The 25,710-nt window shown below is 59.9% G+C and carries 26 protein-coding genes and 1 pseudogene; 2 read left to right on the top strand and 25 right to left on the bottom strand.

Annotation, left to right across the window (positions count from 1 at the left end):
- Window positions 1–30 precede the first annotated feature (30 nt).
- From AB4O11_RS00420 to AB4O11_RS00470, 11 genes are all read right to left on the bottom strand, one after another.
- Window positions 31–1,014 carry a DNA polymerase III subunit delta' gene (locus tag AB4O11_RS00420; protein ID WP_095048608.1) on the bottom strand — a complete coding sequence of 328 codons (984 nt, stop codon included), beginning with the start codon at window positions 1,012–1,014 and terminating at the stop codon, window positions 31–33.
- The gene (gene tmk / locus AB4O11_RS00425) at window positions 1,007–1,639 is read right to left on the bottom strand and encodes a dTMP kinase (protein ID WP_095048609.1); all 633 of its coding nucleotides are present in this window, start codon (window positions 1,637–1,639) and stop codon (window positions 1,007–1,009) included. The genes AB4O11_RS00420 and tmk overlap by 8 nt, the downstream gene beginning before the upstream one ends.
- Before the next feature lie 19 nt (window positions 1,640–1,658).
- Window positions 1,659–2,834, bottom strand: coding sequence for an endolytic transglycosylase MltG (gene mltG, locus AB4O11_RS00430; RefSeq protein ID WP_116256275.1), 1,176 nt, complete (start codon window positions 2,832–2,834; stop codon window positions 1,659–1,661).
- A gap of 3 nt (window positions 2,835–2,837) precedes the next feature.
- Window positions 2,838–3,653: an aminodeoxychorismate lyase gene (pabC, locus tag AB4O11_RS00435; protein WP_099756907.1), complete on the bottom strand. Its 816-nt coding sequence runs from the start codon at window positions 3,651–3,653 to the stop codon at window positions 2,838–2,840.
- Entirely contained in the window at window positions 3,653–4,897 is a 1,245-nt protein-coding gene (gene fabF, locus AB4O11_RS00440) for a beta-ketoacyl-ACP synthase II (protein WP_093435430.1), read from the bottom strand. The genes pabC and fabF overlap by 1 nt, the downstream gene beginning before the upstream one ends.
- A gap of 108 nt (window positions 4,898–5,005) precedes the next feature.
- A complete protein-coding gene (acpP, locus tag AB4O11_RS00445) occupies window positions 5,006–5,242 on the bottom strand; it encodes an acyl carrier protein (RefSeq protein WP_003175607.1) in 237 nt (78 codons plus the stop codon).
- A 196-nt stretch (window positions 5,243–5,438) separates the two neighbouring features.
- Window positions 5,439–6,182, bottom strand: coding sequence for a 3-oxoacyl-ACP reductase FabG (fabG, locus tag AB4O11_RS00450; protein ID WP_034155354.1), 744 nt, complete (start codon window positions 6,180–6,182; stop codon window positions 5,439–5,441).
- Window positions 6,183–6,198: 16 nt separating this feature from the next.
- Window positions 6,199–7,137 carry an ACP S-malonyltransferase gene (fabD, locus tag AB4O11_RS00455; RefSeq protein WP_034155355.1) on the bottom strand — a complete coding sequence of 313 codons (939 nt, stop codon included), beginning with the start codon at window positions 7,135–7,137 and terminating at the stop codon, window positions 6,199–6,201.
- 122 nt (window positions 7,138–7,259) lie between these two features.
- On the bottom strand, window positions 7,260–8,270 hold the full coding sequence (gene plsX, locus AB4O11_RS00460; protein WP_093435433.1) for a phosphate acyltransferase PlsX: 1,011 nt from the start codon (window positions 8,268–8,270) through the stop codon (window positions 7,260–7,262).
- 4 nt (window positions 8,271–8,274) lie between these two features.
- Window positions 8,275–8,457, bottom strand: coding sequence for a 50S ribosomal protein L32 (gene rpmF, locus AB4O11_RS00465; RefSeq protein WP_003179396.1), 183 nt, complete (start codon window positions 8,455–8,457; stop codon window positions 8,275–8,277).
- Window positions 8,458–8,470: 13 nt separating this feature from the next.
- Window positions 8,471–8,998: a YceD family protein gene (locus AB4O11_RS00470; RefSeq protein WP_038364482.1), complete on the bottom strand. Its 528-nt coding sequence runs from the start codon at window positions 8,996–8,998 to the stop codon at window positions 8,471–8,473.
- Window positions 8,999–9,103: 105 nt separating this feature from the next.
- Here AB4O11_RS00470 and AB4O11_RS00475 point away from each other — a divergent pair, with 105 nt between their 5' ends.
- Window positions 9,104–9,682, top strand: a complete 579-nt coding sequence (locus AB4O11_RS00475) for a Maf family protein (protein ID WP_460129791.1) — start codon at window positions 9,104–9,106, stop codon at window positions 9,680–9,682.
- 48 nt (window positions 9,683–9,730) lie between these two features.
- Here the strand turns inward: AB4O11_RS00475 and AB4O11_RS00480 are convergent, their stop codons facing one another.
- From AB4O11_RS00480 to rluC, 3 genes are read right to left on the bottom strand one after another with little or no spacing between them, the layout of a single operon-like run.
- Window positions 9,731–10,720, bottom strand: coding sequence for a S49 family peptidase (locus AB4O11_RS00480; protein WP_460129792.1), 990 nt, complete (start codon window positions 10,718–10,720; stop codon window positions 9,731–9,733).
- Window positions 10,721–10,744: 24 nt separating this feature from the next.
- Window positions 10,745–11,407 carry an HAD-IA family hydrolase gene (locus tag AB4O11_RS00485; RefSeq protein ID WP_099756910.1) on the bottom strand — a complete coding sequence of 221 codons (663 nt, stop codon included), beginning with the start codon at window positions 11,405–11,407 and terminating at the stop codon, window positions 10,745–10,747.
- On the bottom strand, window positions 11,394–12,353 hold the full coding sequence (gene rluC, locus AB4O11_RS00490; RefSeq protein WP_038364486.1) for a 23S rRNA pseudouridine(955/2504/2580) synthase RluC: 960 nt from the start codon (window positions 12,351–12,353) through the stop codon (window positions 11,394–11,396). The genes AB4O11_RS00485 and rluC overlap by 14 nt, the downstream gene beginning before the upstream one ends.
- 699 nt (window positions 12,354–13,052) lie before the next feature.
- Here rluC and rne point away from each other — a divergent pair.
- A pseudogene (rne, locus tag AB4O11_RS00495) lies at window positions 13,053–16,293 on the top strand (ribonuclease E).
- Window positions 16,294–16,561: 268 nt separating this feature from the next.
- Here rne and AB4O11_RS00500 read toward each other — a convergent pair.
- The 11 genes from AB4O11_RS00500 to AB4O11_RS00550 form a co-directional block, all read right to left on the bottom strand.
- Window positions 16,562–17,158, bottom strand: a complete 597-nt coding sequence (locus AB4O11_RS00500) for a nucleotidyltransferase family protein (RefSeq protein WP_116256271.1) — start codon at window positions 17,156–17,158, stop codon at window positions 16,562–16,564.
- Entirely contained in the window at window positions 17,155–18,135 is a 981-nt protein-coding gene (locus AB4O11_RS00505; protein ID WP_095048619.1) for an XdhC family protein, read from the bottom strand. The genes AB4O11_RS00500 and AB4O11_RS00505 overlap by 4 nt, the downstream gene beginning before the upstream one ends.
- On the bottom strand, window positions 18,135–20,456 hold the full coding sequence (locus AB4O11_RS00510) for a xanthine dehydrogenase family protein molybdopterin-binding subunit (RefSeq protein WP_460129795.1): 2,322 nt from the start codon (window positions 20,454–20,456) through the stop codon (window positions 18,135–18,137). Before AB4O11_RS00510 ends, AB4O11_RS00505 begins: the two co-directional genes overlap by 1 nt.
- Window positions 20,453–20,923 (bottom strand): (2Fe-2S)-binding protein, encoded by a 471-nt coding sequence (locus tag AB4O11_RS00515; protein WP_008086294.1) that lies wholly within the window; start codon window positions 20,921–20,923, stop codon window positions 20,453–20,455. Before AB4O11_RS00515 ends, AB4O11_RS00510 begins: the two co-directional genes overlap by 4 nt.
- Window positions 20,924–21,168: 245 nt before the next feature.
- Window positions 21,169–22,188 (bottom strand): UDP-N-acetylmuramate dehydrogenase, encoded by a 1,020-nt coding sequence (gene murB, locus AB4O11_RS00520; protein WP_460129797.1) that lies wholly within the window; start codon window positions 22,186–22,188, stop codon window positions 21,169–21,171.
- Window positions 22,185–22,649 (bottom strand): low molecular weight protein-tyrosine-phosphatase, encoded by a 465-nt coding sequence (locus AB4O11_RS00525; RefSeq protein WP_093435454.1) that lies wholly within the window; start codon window positions 22,647–22,649, stop codon window positions 22,185–22,187. The genes murB and AB4O11_RS00525 overlap by 4 nt, the downstream gene beginning before the upstream one ends.
- Window positions 22,649–23,413: a 3-deoxy-manno-octulosonate cytidylyltransferase gene (kdsB, locus tag AB4O11_RS00530; RefSeq protein ID WP_093435457.1), complete on the bottom strand. Its 765-nt coding sequence runs from the start codon at window positions 23,411–23,413 to the stop codon at window positions 22,649–22,651. The genes AB4O11_RS00525 and kdsB overlap by 1 nt, the downstream gene beginning before the upstream one ends.
- Entirely contained in the window at window positions 23,410–23,595 is a 186-nt protein-coding gene (locus tag AB4O11_RS00535; protein WP_003174668.1) for a Trm112 family protein, read from the bottom strand. Before AB4O11_RS00535 ends, kdsB begins: the two co-directional genes overlap by 4 nt.
- Window positions 23,596–23,616: 21 nt before the next feature.
- Window positions 23,617–24,627, bottom strand: coding sequence for a tetraacyldisaccharide 4'-kinase (lpxK, locus tag AB4O11_RS00540; RefSeq protein ID WP_257355888.1), 1,011 nt, complete (start codon window positions 24,625–24,627; stop codon window positions 23,617–23,619).
- The gene (locus AB4O11_RS00545; RefSeq protein ID WP_093435463.1) at window positions 24,627–25,055 is read right to left on the bottom strand and encodes an ExbD/TolR family protein; all 429 of its coding nucleotides are present in this window, start codon (window positions 25,053–25,055) and stop codon (window positions 24,627–24,629) included. Before AB4O11_RS00545 ends, lpxK begins: the two co-directional genes overlap by 1 nt.
- On the bottom strand, window positions 25,052–25,687 hold the full coding sequence (locus tag AB4O11_RS00550; RefSeq protein ID WP_042560451.1) for a MotA/TolQ/ExbB proton channel family protein: 636 nt from the start codon (window positions 25,685–25,687) through the stop codon (window positions 25,052–25,054). Before AB4O11_RS00550 ends, AB4O11_RS00545 begins: the two co-directional genes overlap by 4 nt.
- Between the last annotated feature and the right edge of the window lie 23 nt (window positions 25,688–25,710).

Genomic DNA, 25,710 nt, shown 5'->3' on the forward strand with positions numbered 1-25,710 from the left:
TGCTGATGCTCAGAGTCTAGGTACACATTCTTATCTTTGACCAGGCAATCCCGCCCATTGCACCAACAACGCTTCCAGCAGCAAGGCCGGATTGAGGTTGGCTTTGCTCATGACTTTCTGCCGCTGGGCGAGAATCCAGTCCTGAATCTCGAGGACTTTGCCTTGCGCACTTTTCTGCGCCAGGTATTGCACGACTTTGCGCATGTCGGTCAGACCGAGACCCGCTTCATCCTGGGTCAATTGATACCGCAGGATCAGACTCGACCAATCGCAGAACCAGTCGAACAGGCGCAGCATCGGAATGCTTTTCCACTCTTCGGCCAATTGCGTCGGCGATTGCTGCTGCTTGAGCAACTTCTTCACGCCTTCGACCACTTGCGCGCGCTGCTCGCGCACGCCCTGAGACTGCAGACTGACCGCCATCAACGGTGAGCCGGCGGCCAGCGTCAGCAGTTCGACACGTTCGTCTTCGGAGCAGTCCGGCAGCGCCTGAGCCAGCCATTGCAGGCTCATCGCCTCGCCCGGCAGCGGACAGGCCTGCTGCACGCAACGGCTCTTGATCGTTGGCAGCAAGCGACTGGTCTGGTGGCTGACCAACAGCAGAACGGTATCGCCGGAAGGCTCTTCAAGGCTCTTGAGCAAGGCGTTGGCGGCATTGATGTTCATCGACTCGACCGGCTCGATCAGCACCACTTTGCGCCCGCCCAGTTGCGCGGTCTGCACCACGAAGCTGACCAGATCGCGGACCTGATCGACCTTGATCGCCTTATCGGCTTCTTCCGGTTCGAGAATGTAATTATCGGGGTGACTGCCGGCCTTGAGCAGCAGGCAGGATTTGCACTCGCCGCAGGCTTCCGGCGTCGGCCGCTGGCACAACAGGCTGGCCATCAAGCGTTCGGCCAGCGCACGTTTGCCGATGCCGGCCGGGCCATGCAGCAGATAGGCGTGGGCGTGCTGTTTACGCCCGGCCAGTTGCTGCCAGAGGCTGTCCTGCCATGGATAGGCCTCAGCCACGGGCCAGCTCCAGCAAATTCGGAATCAGGGTATCCAGCGATTGTTGAACCTTGGCCAGTGGCTGACCGGCATCGATGCGCACATAGCGCGCGGGATCGGCTTCGGCGCGCTTCAGAAACGCATTGCGTACAGCCTCGAAAAACGCCCGGCCTTCCAGTTCGAAACGATCCAGACGGCCACGGGCACTGGCGCGGGCCAGGCCGATTTCTACCGGCAGATCGAAAATCAGCGTCAGATCCGGACGCAGGTCGCCCTGCACGAAAGTTTCCAGTGTGGCGATGCGCTCCAGCGACAAACCGCGACCGCCGCCCTGATAGGCGTAAGTCGAGTCGGTGAAACGATCACACAGCACTACCGCCCCCCGGGCCAGCGCCGGTCGAATCACTTCAGCCAGGTGCTGAGCGCGCGCGGCGAATACCAGCAACAACTCGGCGTCCGGGTTCATGACCTCGTCGGCCGGCGCCAGCAGCACGTCGCGAATCCGCTCGGCCAATGGCGTGCCACCCGGCTCGCGGGTCAGCACCACTTCGATACCGGCGGCGCGCAGGCGCTCGGCAAGGTATTCGCGGTTAGTGCTTTTGCCGGCGCCTTCCGGGCCTTCCAGGGTAATAAACAAGCCAGTCACAGGCAGTCCTTAATCAAAGTCATTGCGTGTTTTGTGGGGCGGCGGCTTCTGGAGCCGGCGCAGGCTCCTGAGGCGTAACTTGCGGCAACGCTTCCGGGGCGGTATCCGGAGAGGCGGCAGGAATCGCCTCCTCGGCAGCCGGAGCGGCTTCAGGGGTTATCGCCGGCGCCGGGCTGGAACGGTAATCGGCACGGCGCTTGAGCTGGTACTCACGCACCGCGTTATTGTGCGCATCCAGATCGTCAGAGAACACATGGCTGCCATCGCCACGTGCAACGAAGTACAGGCTGGTGCCGTCCACAGGATTCAGTGCCGCGTGAATCGCTTCACGCCCGACCATCGCAATCGGTGTCGGTGGCAGGCCGGGAATTACGTAGGTGTTGTAAGGCGTCGGCTCTTTCAAATGCGCCCGAGTCAGCTTGCCGGTGTAGCGATCGCCCAGACCATAGATGACGGTCGGGTCAGTTTGCAGTTGCATGCCCAGGGCCATGCGACGCACGAAGACACCGGCAATCTGCCCACGCTCCTGCGGTACACCGGTTTCCTTTTCGACCAGCGACGCCATGATCAGCGCTTGATAGGGTTCGGTATACGGCACATCGGCAGAACGACTTTCCCACTCTTTCGCCAGCACTTCGTCGAGGCGATCAAACGCTTTCTTGAGCAACTCGGCATCGGACATGCCGCGCACAAAGCGGTAAGTGTCCGGGAAGAAACGGCCCTCCGGGAACAGCCCTTTATGACCAATCTTCGCCATGACGTCGCTGTCGCTCAAACCGTTGAGGGTTTGCTCGACCTTGTCGTCTTTGGCCAACGCCGCGCGCACTTGATGAAAATTCCAGCCCTCGACCAGCGTCAGGCTGTACTGGACCACTTCACCGCGCTTCCACAAGTCGATCAGACCGTTGACGGTCATGCCCGGCTGCATACGGTATTCGCCGCTATGGATCGGTGTACCGGCGAGATTGAAGCGCCAATAGACTCGCAACCAGAATGCGTCCTTGATGACGCCATCGGTTTCGAGGGAAAGGAACGTACGGGTCGGAGTGGAGCCTTTCGGCACATCCAGCAGTTCTTCCTGCGTGATGTTCAGAGGCTGTTCCAGCGCGGAGTGAATCTTCCAGGCGCTGGCGCCCATCAACAGCCCTGCCAGAACCAGTCCGGTTTCCAGCAGCAGCAAAAGTTTACGTCTCACAAATCAGGCATCCAGTAGGGCGCGGGCAATGGTTTGCAGTTTACGGGTGAGCGGGCCAACCGGCCAGCTCAGTGCAGCGTAGGCGCGTACCGGCCAGACGCCATACACGCTGTTGCAGACAAACACTTCATCGGCCCATTGCAGCTGTTCGAGGCTGATGTCGGCGATCTGCGTGGGAATGGCCAGTGACTCGGCCTGAAACAATATTTCGGCGCGCATCACACCGGCAACGCCGCAGCGTTTCAAATCCGGCGTGATCAATACACCGTCGCGCACCAGAAACACATTACTGAACACCCCTTCGATCACTCGACCGGCCTGATCAAGCATCAAGCCTTCGGCGTGCTCGCTGTCCTGCCATTCGGCACGGGCGATGACTTGTTCCAGTCGATTGAGGTGTTTGAGTCCAGCCAGTAAAGGCTGTATGGAGAGTCGCGTGTTACACGGAAACAGACGAATGCCTTGTTCAGCATGCACAGCGGGATAAGCTGCCGGAGGATTGCCTTGCAGAATACGTCGGCCAGGCGCCGCCGGATCAGGTGCGTAACCGCGCAGACCGTCGCCACGGGTGAGGATCAGCTTGAGTACACCCTCGCCCATCGCTGCCGCATAACTCAGCAGCTCGTGGCGAACCCGTTCGATATCGGCGGCGATGGCCAGACGCGAACAACCATCGGCCAGACGCGTCAGGTGCCGATCCAGCAGGATCGGCTGTCCATCACGCACGGCGATGGTCTCGAACAGACCGTCGCCGTAAGCCAGGCCGCGATCTTTCAGCGACAGAGCGTCAGCCGGTTGACCGTCGACCCAGCTGTCCATCAGCCTGCGAACCGACGGAACGCCAAGGTGCCGTTGGTGCCGCCAAAACCGAAGGAGTTGGACAGCACGACATCGATGTCCATGTTGCGCGCAGTGTGCGGCACGAAATCGAGATCGCAGCCTTCATCCGGCTCATCGAGGTTGATGGTCGGTGGTGCCACTTGGCTGTTGATCGCAAGAACGCTGAAGATCGCTTCAACCGCGCCCGCCGCACCTAACAGGTGACCGGTCATCGATTTGGTCGAGCTCACTGCCAGTTTGTAGGCGTGATCACCGAACACGGTCTTGATCGCATTGGCTTCGGCGAGGTCGCCGGCCGAAGTCGAAGTACCGTGAGCGTTGATGTATTGCACTTGATCGGCGTTGATCTTCGCATCACGCAGCGCGTTGGTGATGCAGCGTGCTGCACCGGCGCCATCGGCAGGTGGCGAGGTCATGTGGAACGCGTCGCCACTGGTGCCAAAGCCGATGAGTTCGGCATAGATGGTCGCGCCGCGCGCCTTGGCGTGTTCCAGCTCTTCGAGAACCAGTGCACCGGCACCGTCGGACAGGACGAAACCATCACGGCCCTTGTCCCATGGACGGCTGGCGCGGGTCGGTTCGTCATTGCGGGTCGACAGCGCACGGGACGCGCCGAAGCCACCCATGCCCAGACCGCATGCGGCCATTTCGGCACCGCCGGCAATCATCACGTCGGCTTCGTCGTACATGATGTTGCGCGCCGCCATGCCGATGCAGTGCGTACCGGTGGTACATGCAGTGGCGATGGCGTAGTTAGGTCCCTGTGCCCCCAGGTGGATGGACAGGAAACCGGAAATCATATTGATGATCGAGCCAGGTACGAAGAATGGCGAGATTCGACGCGGGCCCGTCTCATGCAGGGTACGGCTGGTTTCTTCGATGTTGGTCAGACCGCCGATTCCCGAACCCATGGCCACGCCAATGCGTTCACGGTTGGCGTCGGTGACTTCCAGACCAGCGTTGCGTACAGCCTGAAAGCCGGCAGCGAGACCGTACTGAATGAACAGGTCGAGCTTGCGCGCTTCCTTGACCGACAGGTATTCCTCGACATTGAAGCCCTTTACCGAGCCGCCAAAGCGGGTGGAATAGGCAGAAAGGTCGGTGTGTTCGATCAGACCAATGCCACTGCGGCCAGCCAGAATGCCCTGCCAACTGCTCGGCACATCCGTGCCCAGTGGCGACAACATACCCATACCGGTGACTACGACGCGTCTACGCGACACAGCACTCTCCTTTTTCAAATGACGATTTTGCATCAGGCCTAAAGAAAAAACCGCACGCCATGATGGCAGTGCGGTTTTTCCATGACAGCAAACAACGATTACAAACTATTACGCCTGGTGGCTAGTAACGTAGTCGATTGCAGCTTGTACAGTAGTGATCTTTTCAGCTTCTTCGTCAGGGATTTCGGTCTCGAATTCCTCTTCCAGAGCCATCACCAGCTCAACGGTGTCAAGGGAGTCGGCACCCAGGTCTTCTACGAAGGAAGCAGTGTTGACCACTTCTTCTTCTTTAACACCCAGTTGCTCGGCAACGATTTTCTTGACGCGCTCTTCGATGGTGCTCATACCTTGTTTTCACTCCTAATGGACAAATTCAGGCAGCTGGCCAGTGGGTAAGTGTATAGAAAGACTTTTCAGTTTTTCAACTGAAAGCTTCACTCCTCAAACCCTGCAGCCCTCTGCCTATAAATAGATTGCAGCTTTATAACGGATTTTAGACAGCTCGTATGACATTTTTTTGAAGCAATCCGTCACATTTTACTTACATGTACATCCCACCGTTCACCGGGATTGTAGCCCCAGTGACGTATGCCGCACCGTCGGATGCAAGAAAAGCGACCACAGACGCGATCTCTTGAGCTTGCCCCAGACGACCCAGCGGAATCTGCGTCTGCAAGGCTTCACGCTGTGCTTCAGGCAGTTCGCGCGTCATATCGGTGTCGATAAACCCTGGGGTTACCGAGTTGACCGTAATCGAACGCGAACCGACTTCACGCGCCATCGCACGGCTGAAACCTTCCAGACCGGCCTTGGCGGCTGCATAGTTTACTTGGCCAGCGTTGCCCATGGCACCCACCACCGAGCCAATACTGATAATTCGACCCCAGCGAGCCTTGGTCATGCCGCGCAGAACGCCCTTGGACAGGCGATACAGACTGTTCAGGTTGGTATCGATCACGTCGTACCACTCGTCGTCTTTCATGCGCATCATCAGGTTATCGCGGGTGATGCCGGCATTATTGACCAGGATTGCCACCGGCGCACCGAACTGTTCCTGAATACCCGCCAGCACTGCACTGACAGATTCATCGCTGGTGACATTGAGTTCGAAGCCAGCGCCCTGAATACCGTTTTCCTTCAGGGTCGCAGCGATACGCTCGGCACCCGAAGCGGAAGTCGCGGTGCCAATGACGATGGCGCCCTGACGACCCAGTTCCAGCGCGATAGCCTGGCCGATGCCGCGGCTTGCACCGGTGACCAGTGCAACTTTACCTTGCAGACTCATGCAAGTTTCTCCTGATTCAGGCTTGCGCTGCACGAGCGGCAGCGAAAGCGTCTGGGGTATTGAGGTTGGAAGTCGCCACGCCTTCGGCGCAACGCTTGTTCAGGCCGGCCAGGACTTTGCCCGGGCCGCATTCGACCAGATTGGTCGCGCCTTTGGCGGCCAGGGTCTGTACCGACTCGACCCAGCGCACGGGCTTGTACAGTTGTTCGAGCAGATCACGCTTGAGGGTTTCCAGATCAGCCGGCACTTGCGCGCTGACGTTCTGTACCACCGGGATCTGCGGCGCCTGCCAGTCGATGGCGGCGATGGATTCGGCAAAGCGCTCGGCGGCCGGACGCATCAGCTCGCAGTGCGACGGCACGCTCACCGGCAGCGGCATGGCACGCTTGGCGCCACGCGCCTTGCAGCCTTCGATGGCGCGCTCGACGGCAGCCTTGGCTCCGGCAATGACCACTTGGCCCGGCGAGTTGAAGTTGACCGCGCTGACCACTTCACCTTGCGCCGCTTCGGCGCAGGCAGCCAGCACATCGGCATCTTCCAGACCGAGGATGGCAGCCATGCCGCCCTGCCCGGCCGGAACAGCTTCCTGCATCAACTGACCGCGACGCTCGACGAGCTTCACCGCATCAGCCAGTGTCAGGCTGCCGGCAGCAACCAGCGCACTGTATTCACCCAGACTGTGACCGGCAACAAAAGCCGGACGCGCACCACCTTCAGCCAGCCACAGACGCCACAGGGCGATCGAAGCGGTCAGAATGGCCGGTTGGGTTTTATCGGTTTGATTGAGCAGCTCTTCCGGGCCCTGCTGGGTCAGCGCCCACAGGTCATAGCCCAGAGCCTCAGAGGCTTCTTTGAAAGTTTCGAGGATCAACGGATATTCCGCGCCCAGCTCGGCCAGCATGCCGAGGGACTGCGAACCTTGTCCTGGAAAGACGAATGCGAGGGAAGCAGACATGTAACAAGCCCCTAATGATCTTGTCGTCGGAAAATGGCGCCCCACTGGGGACGCAAGAAACTGACAGTTGGATGGCCCTTTGAACCGGGCGGTCACATTTAAGCATTGTCCGACGAAAACGCCTAAGACAACAAATCCTCCAGACGGCCATGGAGACGCTCGGGAAGATTTTCCTGAATCTCGATCAGCGCACGGGAAATAGCACTCTGAAAGCCCTGAACACCGGCCGAACCGTGGCTTTTCACCACGATACCCTGCAAGCCGAGAAAGCTTGCGCCGTTATGTCGCGCCGGCGCCAGATCCGCCTGCAAACGTTTCATCAGCGGCAACGCCAACGCCCCCACAGCACGGGAGGCCAGATTCTTTTTGAACAGCGCCTCGATACGCGCAGCAATCATCGTCGCCAGACCTTCGCTGGACTTGAGCAGGATGTTGCCAACGAAACCATCGCACACCACAACATCCGCCTCGCCGCGATACAAACCATCGCCTTCGATAAAGCCGATGTAATTGATGCCACGGGCAGCCTGCAACAGCGTCGCAGCCAGCTTGACCTGCTGATTGCCCTTAATGTCTTCGGTGCCGATGTTCAGCAGCGCGACGCGCGGGCGATGGATGCCCAGCGTTTGCGCCGCAACAGAACCCATCACCGCAAACTGCAGCAAATGCTCGGCGCTGCAATCGACGTTGGCGCCCAGATCAAGCAACTGGCAATAACCCTTCTGCGTCGGGATAGCCGCCACCATTGCCGGCCGATCGATACCGGGCAGCGTCTTCAGCACGAATCGTGACAGCGCCATCAACGCACCGGTATTGCCGGCGCTGACACAGGCCTGAGCCTTGCCGTCACGCACCAGCTCAAGGGCGACACGCATCGACGAGTCCGGCTTGCCACGCAACGCCTGGGTCGGTTTTTCGTCCATGGTGATGACTTCGCTGGCCGCAACAATCGTCAGGCGCGCGCGATCGGCAGCCGATTGGCCGTGGATCAATTCTTCAAGAAGGGAGGGTTGACCGACGAGGGTCAGGTGCAGCGAGGGCGTAGCAGACAGGCAAGCAAGGCTGGCCTGAACAATGCTGCGGGGACCGAAGTCCCCGCCCATTGCGTCAATCGCGATGACTTGAGCGGACAAGTGATTACTCGTCAGCGCCCTTGTCGATCACTTTACGGCCACGGTATACGCCTTCTGGCGATACGTGGTGACGCAGGTGAACTTCACCAGTGGTTTTTTCTACAGACAGGGTGCTAGCCTCGAGAGCGTCGTGCGAACGGCGCATGTCACGGGCAGAGCGGGATTTTTTGTTCTGCTGAACAGCCATAATTGATTAACTCCTAAACGTTTGGGTCACGCTTTAACTGCGCCAATACACTGAACGGGTTGGACCGCGTTACCTCGTCCTCGCTCGGTTCGGGCTCATCTGCTCCCGCCGGCTGCTGGCATTCTTCCGGATGATGAGCAGGCACAATAGGCAAGGCAAGCAAAAGCTCTTCCTCGACCAGTGACTGCAGATCCAATGGATCTTCGCCCAGTTCCAGCACGTCATAACCTTTCGGTAACGACTGGGTATTCGCACCCTCCTTCACTACAGCGTAACTGCATTCGCTGTGGATCGGCAGGGTGACCAGCTCAAGACAACGCTGGCAAACCATTTTGACCTCGGTGTCGATAAAGCTGTGGATCACCACAGATTTACGTTCATCTCGTTCAAAAACGAATTTCGCCTGCACCGTACCGACATCGTCGGAAAGCGGGTCGCAGAGTCTCTTCAAATCGGCCAGCAGCAGTTCACCTTGAAGGGTGGTGCCACGGTCAGCCAATTTGCGCGGGTCAACGTGAGGTGGAATCGGGTCATTCAACATAGGCGCAGCATTATAGGGATGCACCCACCCATGTCAAAGGAAATTGTGCCCTGTCCGTCACTTGCGTGCCTCCGCTAGAATTCGCACCTGCCTCAGGAGACGCGAATGCTGCCTTTATTACTTGCTTCAAGCTCGACCTATCGTCGGGAATTGCTCGCCCGCCTGCACCTACCGTTCGTCTGCAGCTCGCCGGATATCGATGAAAGTCACCGCCCGGGCGAATCGGCGATCGAACTGGTCAAGCGCCTCGCCGAACAAAAAGCCCGGGCATTGGCTGACAGCTATTCCGCCCATCTGATTATCGGCTCGGACCAGGTTGCCGTGCTCGGCGAGCAGATCATCGGCAAGCCGCACACCTTTGAGAAGGCGCGCGAGCAACTGATGGCCGCCAGCGGTGCCAGCGTAACGTTCCTCACCGGCCTGGCTCTGCTTAACAGCCAGACCGGCCAATGCCAGGTCGACTGTGTGCCGTTCACCGTGCACATGCGCCAACTCGATCAGGCGCGCATTGAGCGCTACCTGCGACTGGAGCAGCCCTACGATTGCGCGGGCAGCTTCAAGGCTGAAGGACTCGGCGTGAGCCTGTTTCAATCCACCGAAGGCCCTGACGCCACCAGCCTGATCGGCCTGCCGCTGATTCGCCTGATCGACATGCTACTGGTTGAAGGCGTGCAAATCCCCTGACCCACAAAAAACCGGCCATCAAGGCCGGTTTCTTTATGCCGCGACTTTTTAACGCAACGACGGCCCGTGGAAACCCATCCACATCGCCAACTGCTCAGCCACGCTGGCGCCGAGCTTCTTCGAGAAGCGATCGAACGGCGACTCCTGAACGGTGAAGTCGACCAGCTCCTTCTCGCCAATCACATCACGCGCCACCGAACTGGCATTGCCCAGACCATCGATCAAGCCCAGCGGCAGCGCTTGCTCACCCGACCAGACCAGCCCGGAGAACAGCTCCGGATGCTCTTTGTCTTTCAGACGATCGCCACGCCCCTGCTTGACGCTATTGATGAACTGCTTGTGCGTGGTGTCCAACACCGTTTGCCAGAAGGCCGTTTCATCAGACTTCTGCGGCTGGAACGGGTCAAGGAACGACTTGTGCTCGCCCGAGGTGTACGTGCGACGCTCGACACCCAGCTTCTCCATGGTGCCGACAAAGCCGTAACCGGCCGCCGTCACACCAATCGAGCCAACCAGACTCGCCTTGTCGGCATAGATCTGATCCGCCGCACTGGCAATGTAATAAGCACCGGAGGCGCCCAGATCGGAAATCACCGCGTAAAGCTTGATCTCCGGATGCAGACCGCGCAGACGCTTGATCTCGTCATACACATAACCCGATTGCACCGGACTGCCGCCAAGACTGTTGATGCGCAGGATCACGCCTTTGACCTTCTTGTCCTCGAACGCCGCCCGCAGGCTGCCAACAATGTTGTCGGCACTGGCCGGCTCTTTGTCGGCGATCATGCCGGTGACGTCGATCAACGCGGTGTAGTTCGGCCCGCGCGTGGCGCTCTTTTCCATGTCCATCAGCGGCGTGAACAGGATCAGCGCCACAAACAGATAAACAAACGTCAGCAGCTTGAAGAAAATCCCCCAACGCCGCGAACGACGCTGTTCCTGAACACCAGCCAGCAGAGTCTTTTCCAACAGCTTCCAGCTTTTTTCGTCACCGTCGTCGGCACTTGCCTTGGCCGGTGCTTTCCATTCGTCGGTCATGCCATCCACCCCAGCAAAAACGTATTAGGCCTGCTTCCCCAGCCAGGCATGCAATTCGGAAAAACGGTCGATCGACAGACGTGGCTCGAATTGTTGCAGCGATTCGATCGATTGCGCGCCATAACTGACCGCGACCGAATCCATCCCCGCATTACGCGCCATCAGCAGATCGAAGGATGAATCGCCGACCATCAGCGCCTGCTCCGGGCGTACACCACAATGAGCAAGGATCTGCTCCAGCATCAGAGGGTGCGGCTTGCTCGCAGTTTCATCGGCGGCGCGGGTGATATCGAAATAATCTTCCCAGCCATTGGCCTTGAGCACCCGATCCAGTCCGCGACGATTCTTGCCGGTCGCCACCGCGAGGTGATAACCCTGCTCGCGAAAGGACGCCATCGACTCGACTACGCCCTCGAACAACGGCGAAGGCACAGCTTCTGCGGCGATGTAGTGATCGGCGTAATACTCGCGAAACGCGGTCATTTCGGCGTCACTGATCTCGGGATACAGCGTGCGAATCGCTTCGGGCAAGCCCAGACCGATGATGCCTTTGACAGCAAAGTCGTCGCGCAACTCGAAACCGGAGCGCCCGGACGCCGAATGCATGGCTTCGACAATCCGGTGAATGGAATCGGCCAGGGTGCCGTCCCAATCGAAAATCAGCAGTTTGTAATCAGATGGGCGCACTCAATCGCTCCACGGTCTTGGCCCACATTTCATCGACCGGCGCCTGCAAGGTCAGCTTGCCGCCATCGGGCAGCGGCACGGTCAGCATGTAGGCGTGCAGGAACAGACGTTTGCCGCCCAGATCACGGATTTCCTTGGTGAAATCCTCATCGCCATACTTGCTGTCGCCAGCAATGCAATGACCGGCATGCAAGGTATGCACGCGAATCTGGTGGGTGCGACCGGTCACCGGTTTAGCCTCGACCATGGTGGCAAAATCACCGAAACGGCGCAGCACCTTGAACATTGTCAGGGCTTCTTTACCTTCTTCGTTGACTTCAACCATGCGCTCGCCGGAACGCAGATTGCTCTTGAGCAATGGCGCGCTGACTTTCTTGATCGAGGTCGCCCAGTTGCCGCGCACCAGCGCCATGTAGCGTTTGTCGACGCCATCGCCGCGCAATTGCTCGTGCAAATGGCGGAGCATGCTGCGTTTTTTGGCGATCATCAGCAGGCCGGAGGTGTCACGGTCGAGACGGTGTACCAGCTCCAACTCCTTGGCATCGGGACGCAACTGACGAAAGGCTTCGATCACACCGAAATTCAAGCCACTGCCACCGTGAACCGCAATGCCGGCGGGCTTGTTGATCACGATCAGGGCTTTGTCTTCGAAGACAATCGAGGCTTCCAGGCGCTGCAACAAGCCTTGGGCTAGTGGCACCGGCTCATCACGTTCAGGCACGCGAACCGGCGGCACGCGCACGATATCACCGGCCTGCAGCTTGTATTCGGGCTTGATCCGACCTTTGTTCACGCGCACTTCGCCTTTACGCAAAATGCGGTAAATCAAGGTCTTGGGCACGCCTTTGAGCCGGGCGAGGAGAAAGTTGTCGATTCGTTGGCCGGCATACTCCGGCGAGACTTCAAGCAATTGAACGCCTGGAGTCGAAGGGGCAGTAGTTGTCATGCCGCGGATGATAACAATTTTTATGGAATTGAAGCACTTAATCATTGCTGCTATAGTCGCGAACGCCGCCAAAAGCGGCCTGGACAGAGGAACCACGGTCAAAAACCGGCCCTGACCAACGCAATTCACCAGGACGCGAGGCCGTCCTACGGGGCTTTCGCTACGTAACGGTGGAGTTTGCAGTTGTAACAAGCGCAGGTGACATGAGGCCTGAATTACACCGTCGAGCAGAGTTTTTACTCGCCTGACAGGCACACATTCAAGGCCAGTTCACAAAGTGCAGTCAGCTGCAGATGACCCCGAGCGAATGCTTCGGAAACAACGCCTGAATTAGCCATGATGCGTGACCTCCCCTTTCGGAGCTCACGGTAAATGCCAACCCGCTGCGGATTCTGCGCGCGGCAGCACCCGAATTATCAGGGATACGTGTAGGGTGGAGATGCACAACCGCTGGACTGTGTAGCAATAGGCTTTATCAAGACGCTTCATCTCGTCCACAGCCGCTGGTTGATTCCTCCTCCTGACTGAGTGCTTAAGTAGCCACAGCAAGCAGGACGCGTACGTCGCTATATCGGCCCAATTGGCCGCATATCGCTGGACACGGGAATGGCCAACCACTCCCGACGCACCTGACACCGACCGTGAGAAGTCGTGTGTGCCGAACGCCGTTTCCGGCAGCCCGGAAACCGACGGTACTACATGAAAAGAATGCTGATTAACGCAACTCAACCCGAAGAGTTGCGTGTTGCACTGGTAGATGGCCAACGCCTCTACGACCTGGACATCGAATCCGGTGCACGCGAGCAGAAGAAGGCCAACATCTATAAAGGCCGCATCACTCGCATCGAACCAAGCCTTGAGGCTGCCTTTGTCGATTTCGGCTCCGAGCGCCACGGCTTCCTGCCACTCAAAGAAATCTCCCGCGAATACTTCAAGAAAGCCCCTGAAGGCCGCGTCAATATCAAGGACGTCCTGAGCGAAGGCCAGGAAGTCATCGTTCAGGTCGAAAAAGAAGAACGTGGCAACAAGGGCGCAGCCCTGACCACCTTCATCAGCCTGGCCGGTCGTTACCTCGTGCTGATGCCGAACAACCCGCGTGCCGGCGGTATCTCCCGTCGCATCGAAGGCGAAGAGCGCAACGAACTGCGTGAAGCGCTGAACGGTCTGGTCGCACCAGCCGACATGGGTCTGATCGTGCGCACTGCCGGCCTTGGCCGCAGCAGCGAAGAAATGCAGTGGGACCTCGACTACCTGCTGCAACTGTGGACCGCCATCAAAGAAGCCTCGCTGGATCGCTCCGCGCCATTCCTGATCTACCAGGAAAGCAACGTGATCATCCGCGCCATCCGCGATTACCTGCGCCAGGACATCGGCGAAGTGCTGATCGACAGCGTTGAAGCCCAGGACGAAGCCCTGACCTTCATCCGCCAGGTGATGCCGCAGTACGCCAGCAAGATCAAGCTGTACGAAGACAGCGTACCGCTGTTCAACCGTTTCCAGATCGAAAGCCAGATCGAGACCGCTTTCCAGCGCGTCGTTGAACTGCCTTCCGGTGGTTCCATCGTTATCGATCCGACCGAAGCCCTGGTGTCGATCGACATCAACTCGGCGCGCGCCACCAAAGGCAGCGACATCGAAGAAACCGCTCTGCAGACCAACCTTGAAGCTGCCGAAGAAATCGCCCGTCAGTTGCGCCTGCGCGACATCGGCGGCCTGATCGTCATCGACTTCATTGACATGACCCCTGCCAAGAACCAGCGCGCCGTGGAAGAAAAAGTCCGCGAATGCACTGGAAGCCGACCGCGCTCGCGTGCAGATCGGCCGCATCTCGCGCTTCGGCCTGCTGGAAATGTCCCGTCAGCGCCTGCGTCCATCGCTGGGCGAAAGCAGCGGCATCGTTTGCCCGCGTTGCAACGGCACCGGCATCATCCGTGACGTTGAATCGCTGTCGCTGGCGATCCTGCGCCTGATCGAAGAAGAAGCCCTGAAAGACCGCACCGCCGAAGTGCGCGCCCAGGTGCCGATCCCGGTCGCTGCGTTCCTGCTCAACGAAAAACGCAACTCGATCACCAAGATCGAACTGCGCACCCGTGCCCGCATCATCATTCTGCCGAACGACCACCTCGAAACCCCGCATTTCGAAGTTCAGCGTCTGCGTGACGACAGCCCGGAAGCCGCGACCAACCAGTCCAGCTACGAAATCGCTGCTGCCGCTGCTGAAGTCGAAGAAGTTCAGCCAGCCGCTGCGACCCGCACCCTGGTTCGCCAGGAAGCCGCGGTCAAGACTGCTCCGGCCCGTGCCAACGCTCCGGTTCCGACCGAAGTCGCCGCCCCGGCCGCTGCTGCACCAGCTCCAGTCGCTACACCGGAGCCAAGCCTGTTCAAAGGCCTGGTGAAATCGCTGGTCAGCCTGTTCGCCACCAAAGAAGAGCCAGCCGCTCCGGTTGTGGTTGAAAAACCAGCCGCCGAACGTCCGGCCCGTAACGAAGAGCGTCGCAACGGTCGTCAGCAGAGCCGCAACCGTAATGGTCGCCGCGATGAAGAACGCAAGCCACGCGAAGAACGTGCTCCACGTGAAGAACGTGCGCCACGCGAGCCGCGCGAAGAGCGCGCGCCACGTGAAGCCCGTGAAGTCCGCGAACCACGTGAAGCTCGTACCGAAGCGCCAGTTGCCCGCGAAGAACGTGCACCACGCGCTCCGCGTGAAGAACGTGCACCACGTGCGCCGCGCGAAGACCGCAAGCCACGCGGCGAGCGTGAAGAGCGTGTGCGTGAACTGCGCGAGCCACTGGACGCCGTTCCAGCCGCTGTAGCTGACGTTGCCGTTACCGCTGAAGAACGCCCGACCCGTCAGCCACGTGAAGAACGCGCACCGCGTCCGCCACGTGAAGAGCGTCAACCGCGTGCCGAACAGGCCGCTGCTGCCGTCGCTGAAGAAGAAGTGAACACCAACGAAGAGCAACTGCCGGAAGACGGTTCGGAGAACGCCGAAGGCGATCGCCCACGTCGTCGTTCGCGCGGTCAGCGTCGTCGCAGCAACCGTCGTGAGCGTCAGCGTGATGCCAACGGCAACGTGATCGAAGGTTCGGAAGAATCCGAAGCCGGCGAAAACGCTGAAGCGCCAAGCACCGCCGATCTGGCTGCTGGCCTGGCTGTGACCGCCGCTGTTGCCAGCACCGTGATCAGTGCACCGGCTGAAGCTCAAGCCCACGAGCAAGCTGAACGCGCCACCGCGGCTGTTCAGGAAACCGCTCCAGTGGAAGCGCCGGTTGTTGAAGCGACTACTCCAGTAGAAGTGGTTGCTGCTCCGGAAGTCGAAGTGGCTCCAGTTCAAGAGACCCTGCCTCAGGTAGAGCCAGCGCCAGTTGTGGCTGCGGAGCCGGTGGTTGAAACCGTCGCAGAAACCGTAACCGAAACCGTGCGTGAAGTTCGCGAAGAGCAGACTGCCTTCAACTGGGTTGCCGAACCGACTGTTGCTGAAACCCCAGCGCCAGTGGTGGAAGCACCGGTTGTTGAAGCGCCAGTGTTTGAAACCCCAGTGTTTGAAGAACGTAAGGCTGCCGAACCAGCACCTGTCGTTGAAGCAGCGGTTGTCGAAGCACCCGTGGTGACCGAAGCGCCAGCCCCGGTGGTTGAAGCTCCAGCACCGGTCAGCGCTCTGACGCCAAGCGGCCGCGCGCCAAACGACCCACGTGAAGTGCGTCGTCGCAAGCGTGAAGAAGAGCGTCTGCAGAAGGAAGCCGAATTGGCTGCCGCTGCTGCGCCAGTCGCTGCCGAGCCAGCCGTGGTTGCTGAAGTGGTCGAGGCAGCTCCTGCCCCGGTGACTGAAGAAGCTGTGGTTGAGTCGGTGATTGCAGAAGCACCACGCTCCGTTCAGGACGCGGTCGAGCAGCACCAAGAGGCCGAGGAAAAAGAACACGAGCCTAAACCACTCGTGTAATTTCCAAAGCCAATAAAAAGCCCCGCCCGATTATTCAGGCGGGGTTTTTTTATGCCTCGATTTTTTGTGCTGGACTCTAGATCAACCCCCTCACCCCAGCCCTCTCCCCAGGGGGCGAGGGGGGAAAGGGAGCCGATCTCCGTGTGTTTCAAGGCCGGAGTTCGACTCGAAGTTTCAGGTCGGTGTACCTCGAAAGAACACCTCGGTCAGTCCCCTCTCCCTCTGGGAGAGCGTTAGGGTGAGGGGCTCTCAGGAATTTACGCAGCTCTCAAGACGAAGTAAAAACCAAAGCCTCCGGCACATCGATATCCCACAACACCCCAGGATCATCCACCGTCACCTCAACCACCCTGCCCTGTTTGAACAATGGTCTGGCCCCTCGATCGCCACTCAACGCCTGCAACCCCGCACTAAACGACCGCCCAAACCCCACAGGATGACCAAACTCCCCTTCCTGCACCGGCACGCTCACTGCATCATCGGCAATGGCCGCGACCACCCGCTCAATACTCGACGGCAAGATAAACGGCATATCACCCAGCACAATCAACCAGCCATCTGCCTCAGGGCATGCCGCGACGCCAGCGGCAATGCTGTCACCCATCCCGGTCGATTCAATCGAGACCACGTCACAGCCATAGGCCTGCGCCATGCGCATCGCTTGCGGCCGCGCTTCAGTCGTCACCAGCACACGCTTGTCGAGACTGACCGGCAGATTCAACAGCACCTGCTCAATCACCGAACGCACCGCACCATCACGTCCGGTGCAGTCCGCCAGCAACTTGTCCTTATCAGCACCTGCCACCTGGCGAAAACGACTGCCCTCACCCGCCGCCAGCACAATCACTGCAATGGATCGACTCATGCGTCCTCCAAAGTTTTCTTCTGCTTCAACTCGACGCCGTTCTTGATCGCGACGATTTCCGCCAACAGGGACAAAGCAATTTCCGCTGGCGAATGACTGCCGATGTGCAAACCGATCGGCCCGTGCAGCCGATCGATCGCCTGCACCGACAAGCCTAGCTGAGCCAGATTCTCCCGACGCTTCCGGCTGTTAACCCGAGAGCCGAGAGCGCCGACATAGAAGGCCGGAGAATCCAGCGCCGTGAGCAGCGCCATGTCGTCCAGACGCGGATCATGGGTCAACGCGACAATCGCCGTACGTTCGTCGGTCTGGATACTCAACACCGCCTCATCCGGCATGCCCGAGACGAAACGCCCGTGATGCTCTTCCCAGCCGTAGACGAATTCGCTGCGCGGATCGCAGATCAGTACTTCGAAATCCAGCAGGCGCGCCATATCCGCCACGTAGCGCGACAACTGCCCGGCACCGATCAACAATAGACGCCAACGCGGGCCGTAGATTGCGCGCAGGGTTTTGCCGTCGAACTCCAGCGAGTCGGACTTGCTGGCCGGCGACAGAAGCACTTCACCGGTTTCAATGTTCAACTCACGGGCAACGATCTCGTGTGCTTCGCACCGCGCGAGCAACTCGGCAACCCACGCAGGATCGCCGATCCGTTCTTCAGTCAGGCGCAACGTGCCGCCACAAGGCAAGCCAAAGCGCGCCGCCTCCTCGCGTGTAACGCCATAGGTAATCAACTGTACCGGCGGCCCATCGGTGGCGATGCGGCCGTCGTGCAGGCGGGCGATCAAATCATCCTCGACGCACCCGCCCGACACCGAACCGATCACCACGCCATCCTCACGCAAGGCGAGCATGGCACCGGGCGCCCGGGGCGCCGTGCCCCAGGTCTGCACCACGCTGAACAGCACCACCCGCTGTCCGGCGCGGCGCCATTCGAGGACGCTGCGCAGGACATTGAGGTCGACGCTGTCCATTACGCCTCTGCCTTCTGCCAGCCCTGCAACTGGTAACGCACCGGCAGATTACGGATGCGCTTGCCAGTAGCGGCAAAGATCGCGTTACACAAGGCCGGAGCAATCGGCGGCACGCCCGGTTCGCCGACACCGCCCAACGGCACGTCGCCCGGCGGCGTCACCAGATGCACGGCAACTTCCTTCGGCGCCAGCGACATGCGCGCCACTTCGTACATGTGGAAGTTGTCCTGCTGGACCTTGCCGTCCTTGAAACTGATTTCACCCAGTACCGCGTTACCCAAGCCCATCACGCAAGCGCCTTCGAATTGCGAGCGGATGCGCTCAGGATTGATCTGCGGCCCGCAGTCCACAGCGATGTCAGCCTTATGCACGATCAGCGTACCGTCGTCCTTGACCTCGACTTCGATCACCGCCGCCACATACGTGACGAAGCTGTAATGTACCGCCAGACCCAGACCACGGCCCTTGGGCAGTTTGCGTCCCCAACCGGCAGCCTTCGCGGCAGTTTCCAGCACCGTGCGCATGCGTCCGGTGTCGATCGGATAACGCTCGGGAGACTCGCCATAGTTCCACTCTTCGCTCAAGGTGCGTGGATCGATCTGCCGATCCGGACCGAGCAGTTTGACCTGGTACTTGAGCGGATCCTCGCCAGCCTTGTGCGCCAGCTCATCGACGAAACTCTGGATGGCAAAACCATGAGGAATGTTCGACACCGAGCGATACCAGCCAACCCGTGTGTGCACGGTCGCCTCGGGGTTTTCCAGGCGTACGTTGGGAATCGCGTAGGCCATGTTGGTGAAACCCATGCCCAGTTCGAAAGCCGCTTCATGGTTCATCCCCGGCGCGAACAGCGCGGTGATGCTCGGCGCCACGGTGCGATGCAACCAGCCGGACGGCATGCCGGCCTTGCCCACGCCAGCCTTCAGATACTCGGCGGACACGGTGTGGAAATACGAGTTGTGGATGTCATCTTCACGCGTCCACTGCACCCGTACGGCTTTGCCGGGGAACTCTTTGGCGAGAATCGCCGCTTCGACGACGAAATCCGGTTTCGACTTGCGACCAAAACCACCGCCAAGCAAGGTGACATTGAACGTGACATTGTCGAACGGCAGTCCAAGACGCTCGGCAATGCGCTCACGAGTGACTTGCGGCGCCTGACTCGGTGCCCACGCTTCGCAAACGCCGTCCTTGTAGCGAGCGATGGCAACCATTGGCTCCATCGGTGCCTGGGCCAGATGCGGCAGGTAGTAGGATGCTTCAAGCGTACTCGCAGCACCACTCAGGGCCTTGTCGATATCGCCGGTGTTGCGCACCACTTTGCCGGGTTTCAGCGAGGCGGCTTCAAGCTCTTTGCGATAGGCGATCGAGTCATAACTGGCGTTCGGGCCGTCATCCCATTCGATTTTCAACGCTTCACGGCCCTTGATCGCGGCCCAGGTATTGCTGGCGACCACGGCCACACCACCCAGTGGCTGAAACTCGGAAGGCAGCGGACGGCTTTCGATCTGCAGCACTTTGAGCACACCGGGGACTTTCAGCGCAGCGCTGTCATCCAGCGATTTGACCTTGCCGCCGTACACCGCCGGACGGGCGATAGTTGCGTACAACATGCCGTCGAAATGCACATCGGCGCCGTACACCGCACGACCGTTGACGATGTCTGCGCCATCGATGGCTTTCGTACCTTCCTTGCCGATGTAGCGAAACTCCGACGGCTGCTTGAGGCGCAGGCTGTCACGCGCCGGTACCGGCAACGCACTGGCTGCGGCGGCCAGTTCGCCATAGCCCAGCTCACGGCCAGACGGTTTGTGAATGACTTTGTGCAGTTGCGCGTGGCATTCACCGACCGGCACTTTCCACTGCGCAGCGGCGGCCTGTTCAAGCATGGTTCGCGTCGCCGCACCGCAACGCCGCATTGGTTCATACCAATGGCGCATGCTGCGCGAACCGTCGGTGTCCTGGTTGCCGAAGCGCACTTCATCACCCGGCGCCTGCTGCACTTTGACGCGCGCCCAATCGGCTTCCAGTTCATCAGCAACAACCATGGTCAGACTGGTGCGCACGCCCTGGCCCATCTCGGAACGGTTACACACCACAGTGACCGTGCCGTCAGCGGCAATGCTGACGTAGACCTTCGGATCGTCGATCCAGCCATTGGGCATGCCATCGGCGCCGAATTGCTTCGGCTTGTCTTCAGCCAACGCATCCTGCCAACCCCAACTGGCGGCCAACACCAACGCGCCAGTGGCGCCGACGCCTTTGAGGAAGCCGCGACGACTGAGGTTACTCAGGGCGAAATCATTCGGAAGGCGACTCATGCCTTGGCCTCCTTCAAGTGAGTGGACGCCTGGCGGATCGCGGTCTTGATCCGGTTGTAGGTGCCGCAGCGGCAAATGTTACCGACCATGGCTTCTTCGATCTGCTCGTCGCTCGGGTTCGGGTTGGTCTTGAGCAACGCGGTAGCCGACATGATCTGCCCGCCCTGACAGAATCCGCATTGCGCTACAGCGGTGTCGAGCCAGGCTTGCTGTACCACCTGCCCCACCGGGTCGGCGTGCAGGTTGTCGATGGTGGTGACGTTCTGGCCGATCACCGAACCGATCGGCGTGATGCAACTGCGCGCCGGCAAGCCGTCGATATGAATGGTGCAGGCGCCGCACAGCCCCATGCCGCAGCCGAACTTGGTGCCGTTATAACCGGCGACATCACGAATCGCCCACAACAGCGGCATGTCTTCGGTGACATCGAGAGGATGGTCTTGACCGTTGAGTTTCAGGGTAATCATGGGCACGCCCGCATATTTTTAGTGGTTATGGGGTCGAGCAATCTGCCGCCGTTGAATCGGCGGTGGTTCACGCAGATCGACTCAGGCTAATCAGGCTCTCTTGTGCCGACGCGAACGTCTGCACCGGGCCTTTGGTGGAGCAAATGACGGTTATCGTTAGCTCGCTAAGTTAACCCAGCGTTAACAAAAAAGCCCTGCACTTTTTATCAGTGCAGGGCTTTGGATGGCGCTTTGAAAGCGTAGCCTCAATAGCGATTAGGCTCCATCTCCAGGTCGACATTGAAACGTTCGGCAATGTCTTTTTGGATGCGTTGCGCCAGATCGAGCAGTTGCAGCCCGGTTGCCGCGCCGTAGTTGACCAGCACCAGCGCTTGAAATTTATGCACGCCGGCATCGGCTTCACGGAAACCTTTCCAGCCGGCACGCTCGATCAGCCAGCCTGCCGCGAGCTTCATTTGTCCGTTCGGCTGCGCGTAGGCGACCACATCCGGATGCTGTTCCTTGATCTTCGCGACGATGGCCGCCGACACCAGCGGATTCTTGAAGAAGCTGCCGGCATTTCCGAGCACCGCCGGATCCGGCAGTTTTTCGCTGCGGATACTGCAAATCGCACGACTGACGTCGGTAGGCGTCGGCTGCTCGATGCCCTGCTCGGTCAGGCGCTGACGCACCGGGCCATATTCCAGATGCAAATGCGCAATGCGGTCGAGTGCAAAGCGCACGCGCAGAATCAGCCAACGCCCCGGCTGCTGCTTGAATAGGCTGTCGCGGTAGGCAAAGTTGCATTCTTCGAGGGTGAAATCGCGCAGCTCGCCGGTCTGGCGATCCAGCGCGGTGAGGCCGGCAAACACATCCTTGATCTCGACGCCGTAGGCACCGATGTTCTGCATCGGCGCAGCGCCAACCGTACCGGGAATAAGGCTGAGGTTTTCCAGTCCGGAAAAGCCCTGCGCCAGCGTGTATTGCACAAAGGGATGCCACGGCTCGCCCGCTTCCGCCTCGATCACTACACGGTTGCCGTCATCGCTGGTCACACGAATCCCGCGCGTGGCCATGCGCAGCACCAGCGCCGGAATATCTGCCGTTAGCAGCAAGTTGCTGCCGCCGCCAATCACCAGCAACGGCATATCGTGCGCGGTGGCGTAGGCCAGCGCTTCACGGACATCGGCATCGCTGTGGGCTTCGGCGAACAGTTGCGCGCGCACATCCACGCCAAAACTGTTGAACGGTTTCAGGGAAACCTGCGGTTGCACCTGCAAACTCATAACCGGCCCTTCACTTCGATCAACAATTGGTCACAGGCTGCTTCGATCAGATCCAGCACTTGCTCGAAACCCTGATCGCCGTCGTAATACGGATCCGGCACTTCATCTACCACCCCGGCATAACGGCGCAAAAACAGGTCCAGCTCGGCTTTGCCGGTGGACGGCTGCAACGCTTTGAGGTTGCGCAGGTTGCTGTTGTCCATGGCCAGAATCAGGTCGTAACTGGCGAAATCGGCACGGCGGACCTGCTGCGCGCGTTGCGCCGACAGGTCATAGCCACGCACTTTGGCGGCGGCCTGGCTGCGCTTGTCCGGCGGGTTGCCGACGTGCCAGTCACCGGTGCCGGCGGAGGCCACTTCGACCTGATCCGCCAGCCCTGCTTCACGCAGTTTGTGACGCAATACGCCTTCGGCCGTGGGAGATCGACAAATGTTGCCCAGGCACACAAACAGAACGCGCATCAGGCCTCCAGCAGGCGACGAACGCGCTCGAGGTCTTCGGCCGTGTCAACGCCAGTCGGCGGTGCGATCAGCGCGTCGGCGACATGAATCCGCACACCGTGCCACAGAGCACGCAGTTGCTCGAGGGATTCAGTGTTTTCCAGCCAGCATGGGCCCCAGCTCACAAAGTCCTGGAGGAACCCGGCGCGGTAGGCATAAATGCCGATGTGACGACGGTACGGCACGCCTTCGGGCAATTGCTCGCGACTCTTGGCAAACGCATCGCGCGCCCATGGCAAAGTCGCGCGGCTGAAGGTCAGCGCCAAACCGTTGAGATCACTGACGACTTTGACCACGTTCGGATTGAACAGGGTTTCCACGTCCTCGATCGGCTCGGCCAGCGTGGCCATGCGCGCTTCGGTGTGGGCAGCCAGATTGGCGGCGACCTGATCGATCACGCTCGGCGGAATCAGCGGCTCGTCACCCTGCACGTTGACCACGATCGCGTCGGGTTCAAGACCCAGTTTCGCCGCGACTTCGGCCAGACGATCGGTGCCGGAATTGTGATCTTCACGGGTCAGCACCACTTCGGCACCAAAAGCCTTGCAGGCCTCGACGATGCGCGCATCGTCAGTCGCGACGACCACACGGCTGGCGCTGCTTTTGCTCGCCTGTTCCCAGACGTGCTGGATCATCGGCTTGCCGGCGATGTCGAGCAGCGGTTTGCCGGGCAGGCGGGTCGAGGCGAAACGCGACGGGATGACAACGGTGAAGGCAGTGGTCATTTATCCAGACGCTCGTCGGTGGTCAGGGTGCGGGCTTCGCTTTCGAGCATGACCGGGATGCCATCGCGGATCGGGTACGCCAGACCGGCGCCCTTGCTGATCAGTTCGGTCTTGTCGGCGCTGAGCTTGAGCGGGCCTTTGCAGATCGGGCACGCGAGGATATCGAGCAATTTGGTGTCCATGAACATTCCCTGAGTAAAGAGTTAAGGCAAAAGACGATCCGGCAACAGGCGCATCAGCTGCGTGTCGAACCAGGCCACAAAGGCCGGCGACGGCAGCGCATCGACCGCCAGATACCACCAGTCGTCAGCCGCAAAGGCACGGCACTTCACCGCGTCCTTTTCGGTCATCACCAACGGCAATGACGGTGTGAAATTCAACGCCTGCACGCTGTATTCGGCGTGGTCGGCAAACGCATGGGGGACTGCTCGCCAGTCTAGCGCTTCGAGGGTATTGAAGAAACGTTGCGGATTGCCGATCCCGGCGACCGCGTGCACGGCCTGGCCGGGCGAAAAATGATCGAGCGACTTGCGCTCGCCGCTGCGCAGATTGACCAGCGCGGTCGGTTGCAGACGGAAAGCGAAACCGTCATCGCGATCCTCGGTGGCACCATTGAACAGCACGCCGTCGACACTTTGCAGGCGCTCGATCGGCTCACGCAACGGCCCTGCCGGCAAGCAGCGTTTGTTGCCCAAACCACGGGAGGCGTCGATCAGCACCAGCTCCAGATCCCGCGCCAGACGATAATGCTGCATACCGTCATCAGAGAGGATCAGATCCAGTGGCTCACTGGCGAGCAAGGCTTTGACCGCTGCGCTGCGATCGGGGTCGATCATCAGCGGCACGCCGGTGCGCTGGACGATCAGCAACGGTTCGTCACCGGCAATGTCAGCGGTTTGCTCGGCCGCAACGCGCCACGGCAGTTGCGGCGGTTTGGCGCCGTAACCACGACTGACCACGCCGACGCGCAAACCGCTGCGTCGGCAATGTTCGATCAACCAGAGAATCATCGGCGTCTTGCCGGTGCCACCGACGGTGATGTTGCCGACCACGATTAACGGCACCGATGGCTGGTAGATCTGACCTTCACCGGCAAGAAAGCGCTGGCGCTTACCCACCACCACGCGGCGATAGAGCATTTCCAGCGGCCGCAGCAGCGTCAGGGCCGGGTGCCCCTGATACCACGCGGCGAGCAAGCGATCGGACAGGCTCATCAGGATTTGGGCGCCGCCTCGACCGTGGTCATGCGCAGATGGCTGAAACCGAGCTTGCCGGCCGCATCCATGGCGGTGATCACGGATTGATGCTGAGTCTTGCCATCGGCACTGATCGACAACGGCATGTTGGTGTCGCCGTTGGACTCTTTCTGCATGGCTTCCATCAGGGTCGCCAGGTCGTTCTTCGGCAGAATCTTGTTGTTCACCGAAAACACGCCTTCGGCGCTGATGGCCACGTCGATCTGCTTGACTTGCTGGTCTTCGGCCGGGGAGCCGCTGACCGCTTCCGGCAGGTCAACACGCAACTGGGTTTCGCGAGTGAACGTGGTGGTCACGACGAAAAACAGCAGCAGAATGAACACCACGTCGATCAGCGACGCGAGGTTGATGTCCACGGTTTCCCGGGGTTTGCGACGGAACTTCACGCGCGCCCCTCGGCCAGGTCGACGTCACGGTCGCCCTGCACCACTTCAACCAGCTTGATCGCTTCCTGCTCCATGCCCACCACCAATTCATCGATGCGGCGTTGCAGGAACCGGTGGAAGAACACCGCCGGAATACCGACCATCAGGCCCGCAGCGGTGGTGATCAGCGCCTTGGAAATACCGCCCGCCAACACCGAGGCATTGGTGGTCATGCCGGAGCCGGTGAACGCGCTGAAGATATCGATCATGCCCAGCACGGTGCCAAGCAGACCCAGTAATGGCGCCATGGCTGCGATAGTGCCGAGAGCATTGATGTAGCGCTCGAGTTCATGAATGACCCGGGCGGCGGCCTCTTCGATGCACTCTTTCATGATTTCGCGACCATGTTTGGAGTTGGCCAGGCCCGCCGCGAGGATTTCCCCCAGCGGCGAATTGGCGCGCAATTCCTTGAGTTTTTCTTTATTGAGCTGCTTGTCCTTGATCCAGACCCAGACCTGGCCCAGCAGATGCTCGGGGGTAACGCGACTGGCGCGCAGGGTCCACAGGCGTTCGGCGACGATCGCCATGGCCGCGATGGAGCTCAGAATGATCGGCAACATCATCCAGCCGCCGGATTTGACCAATTCCCACACAGTGACAGTCCCCTCGAAAAAGT

The sequence above is a fragment of the Pseudomonas sp. H1_D05 genome, from assembly GCF_054682705.1.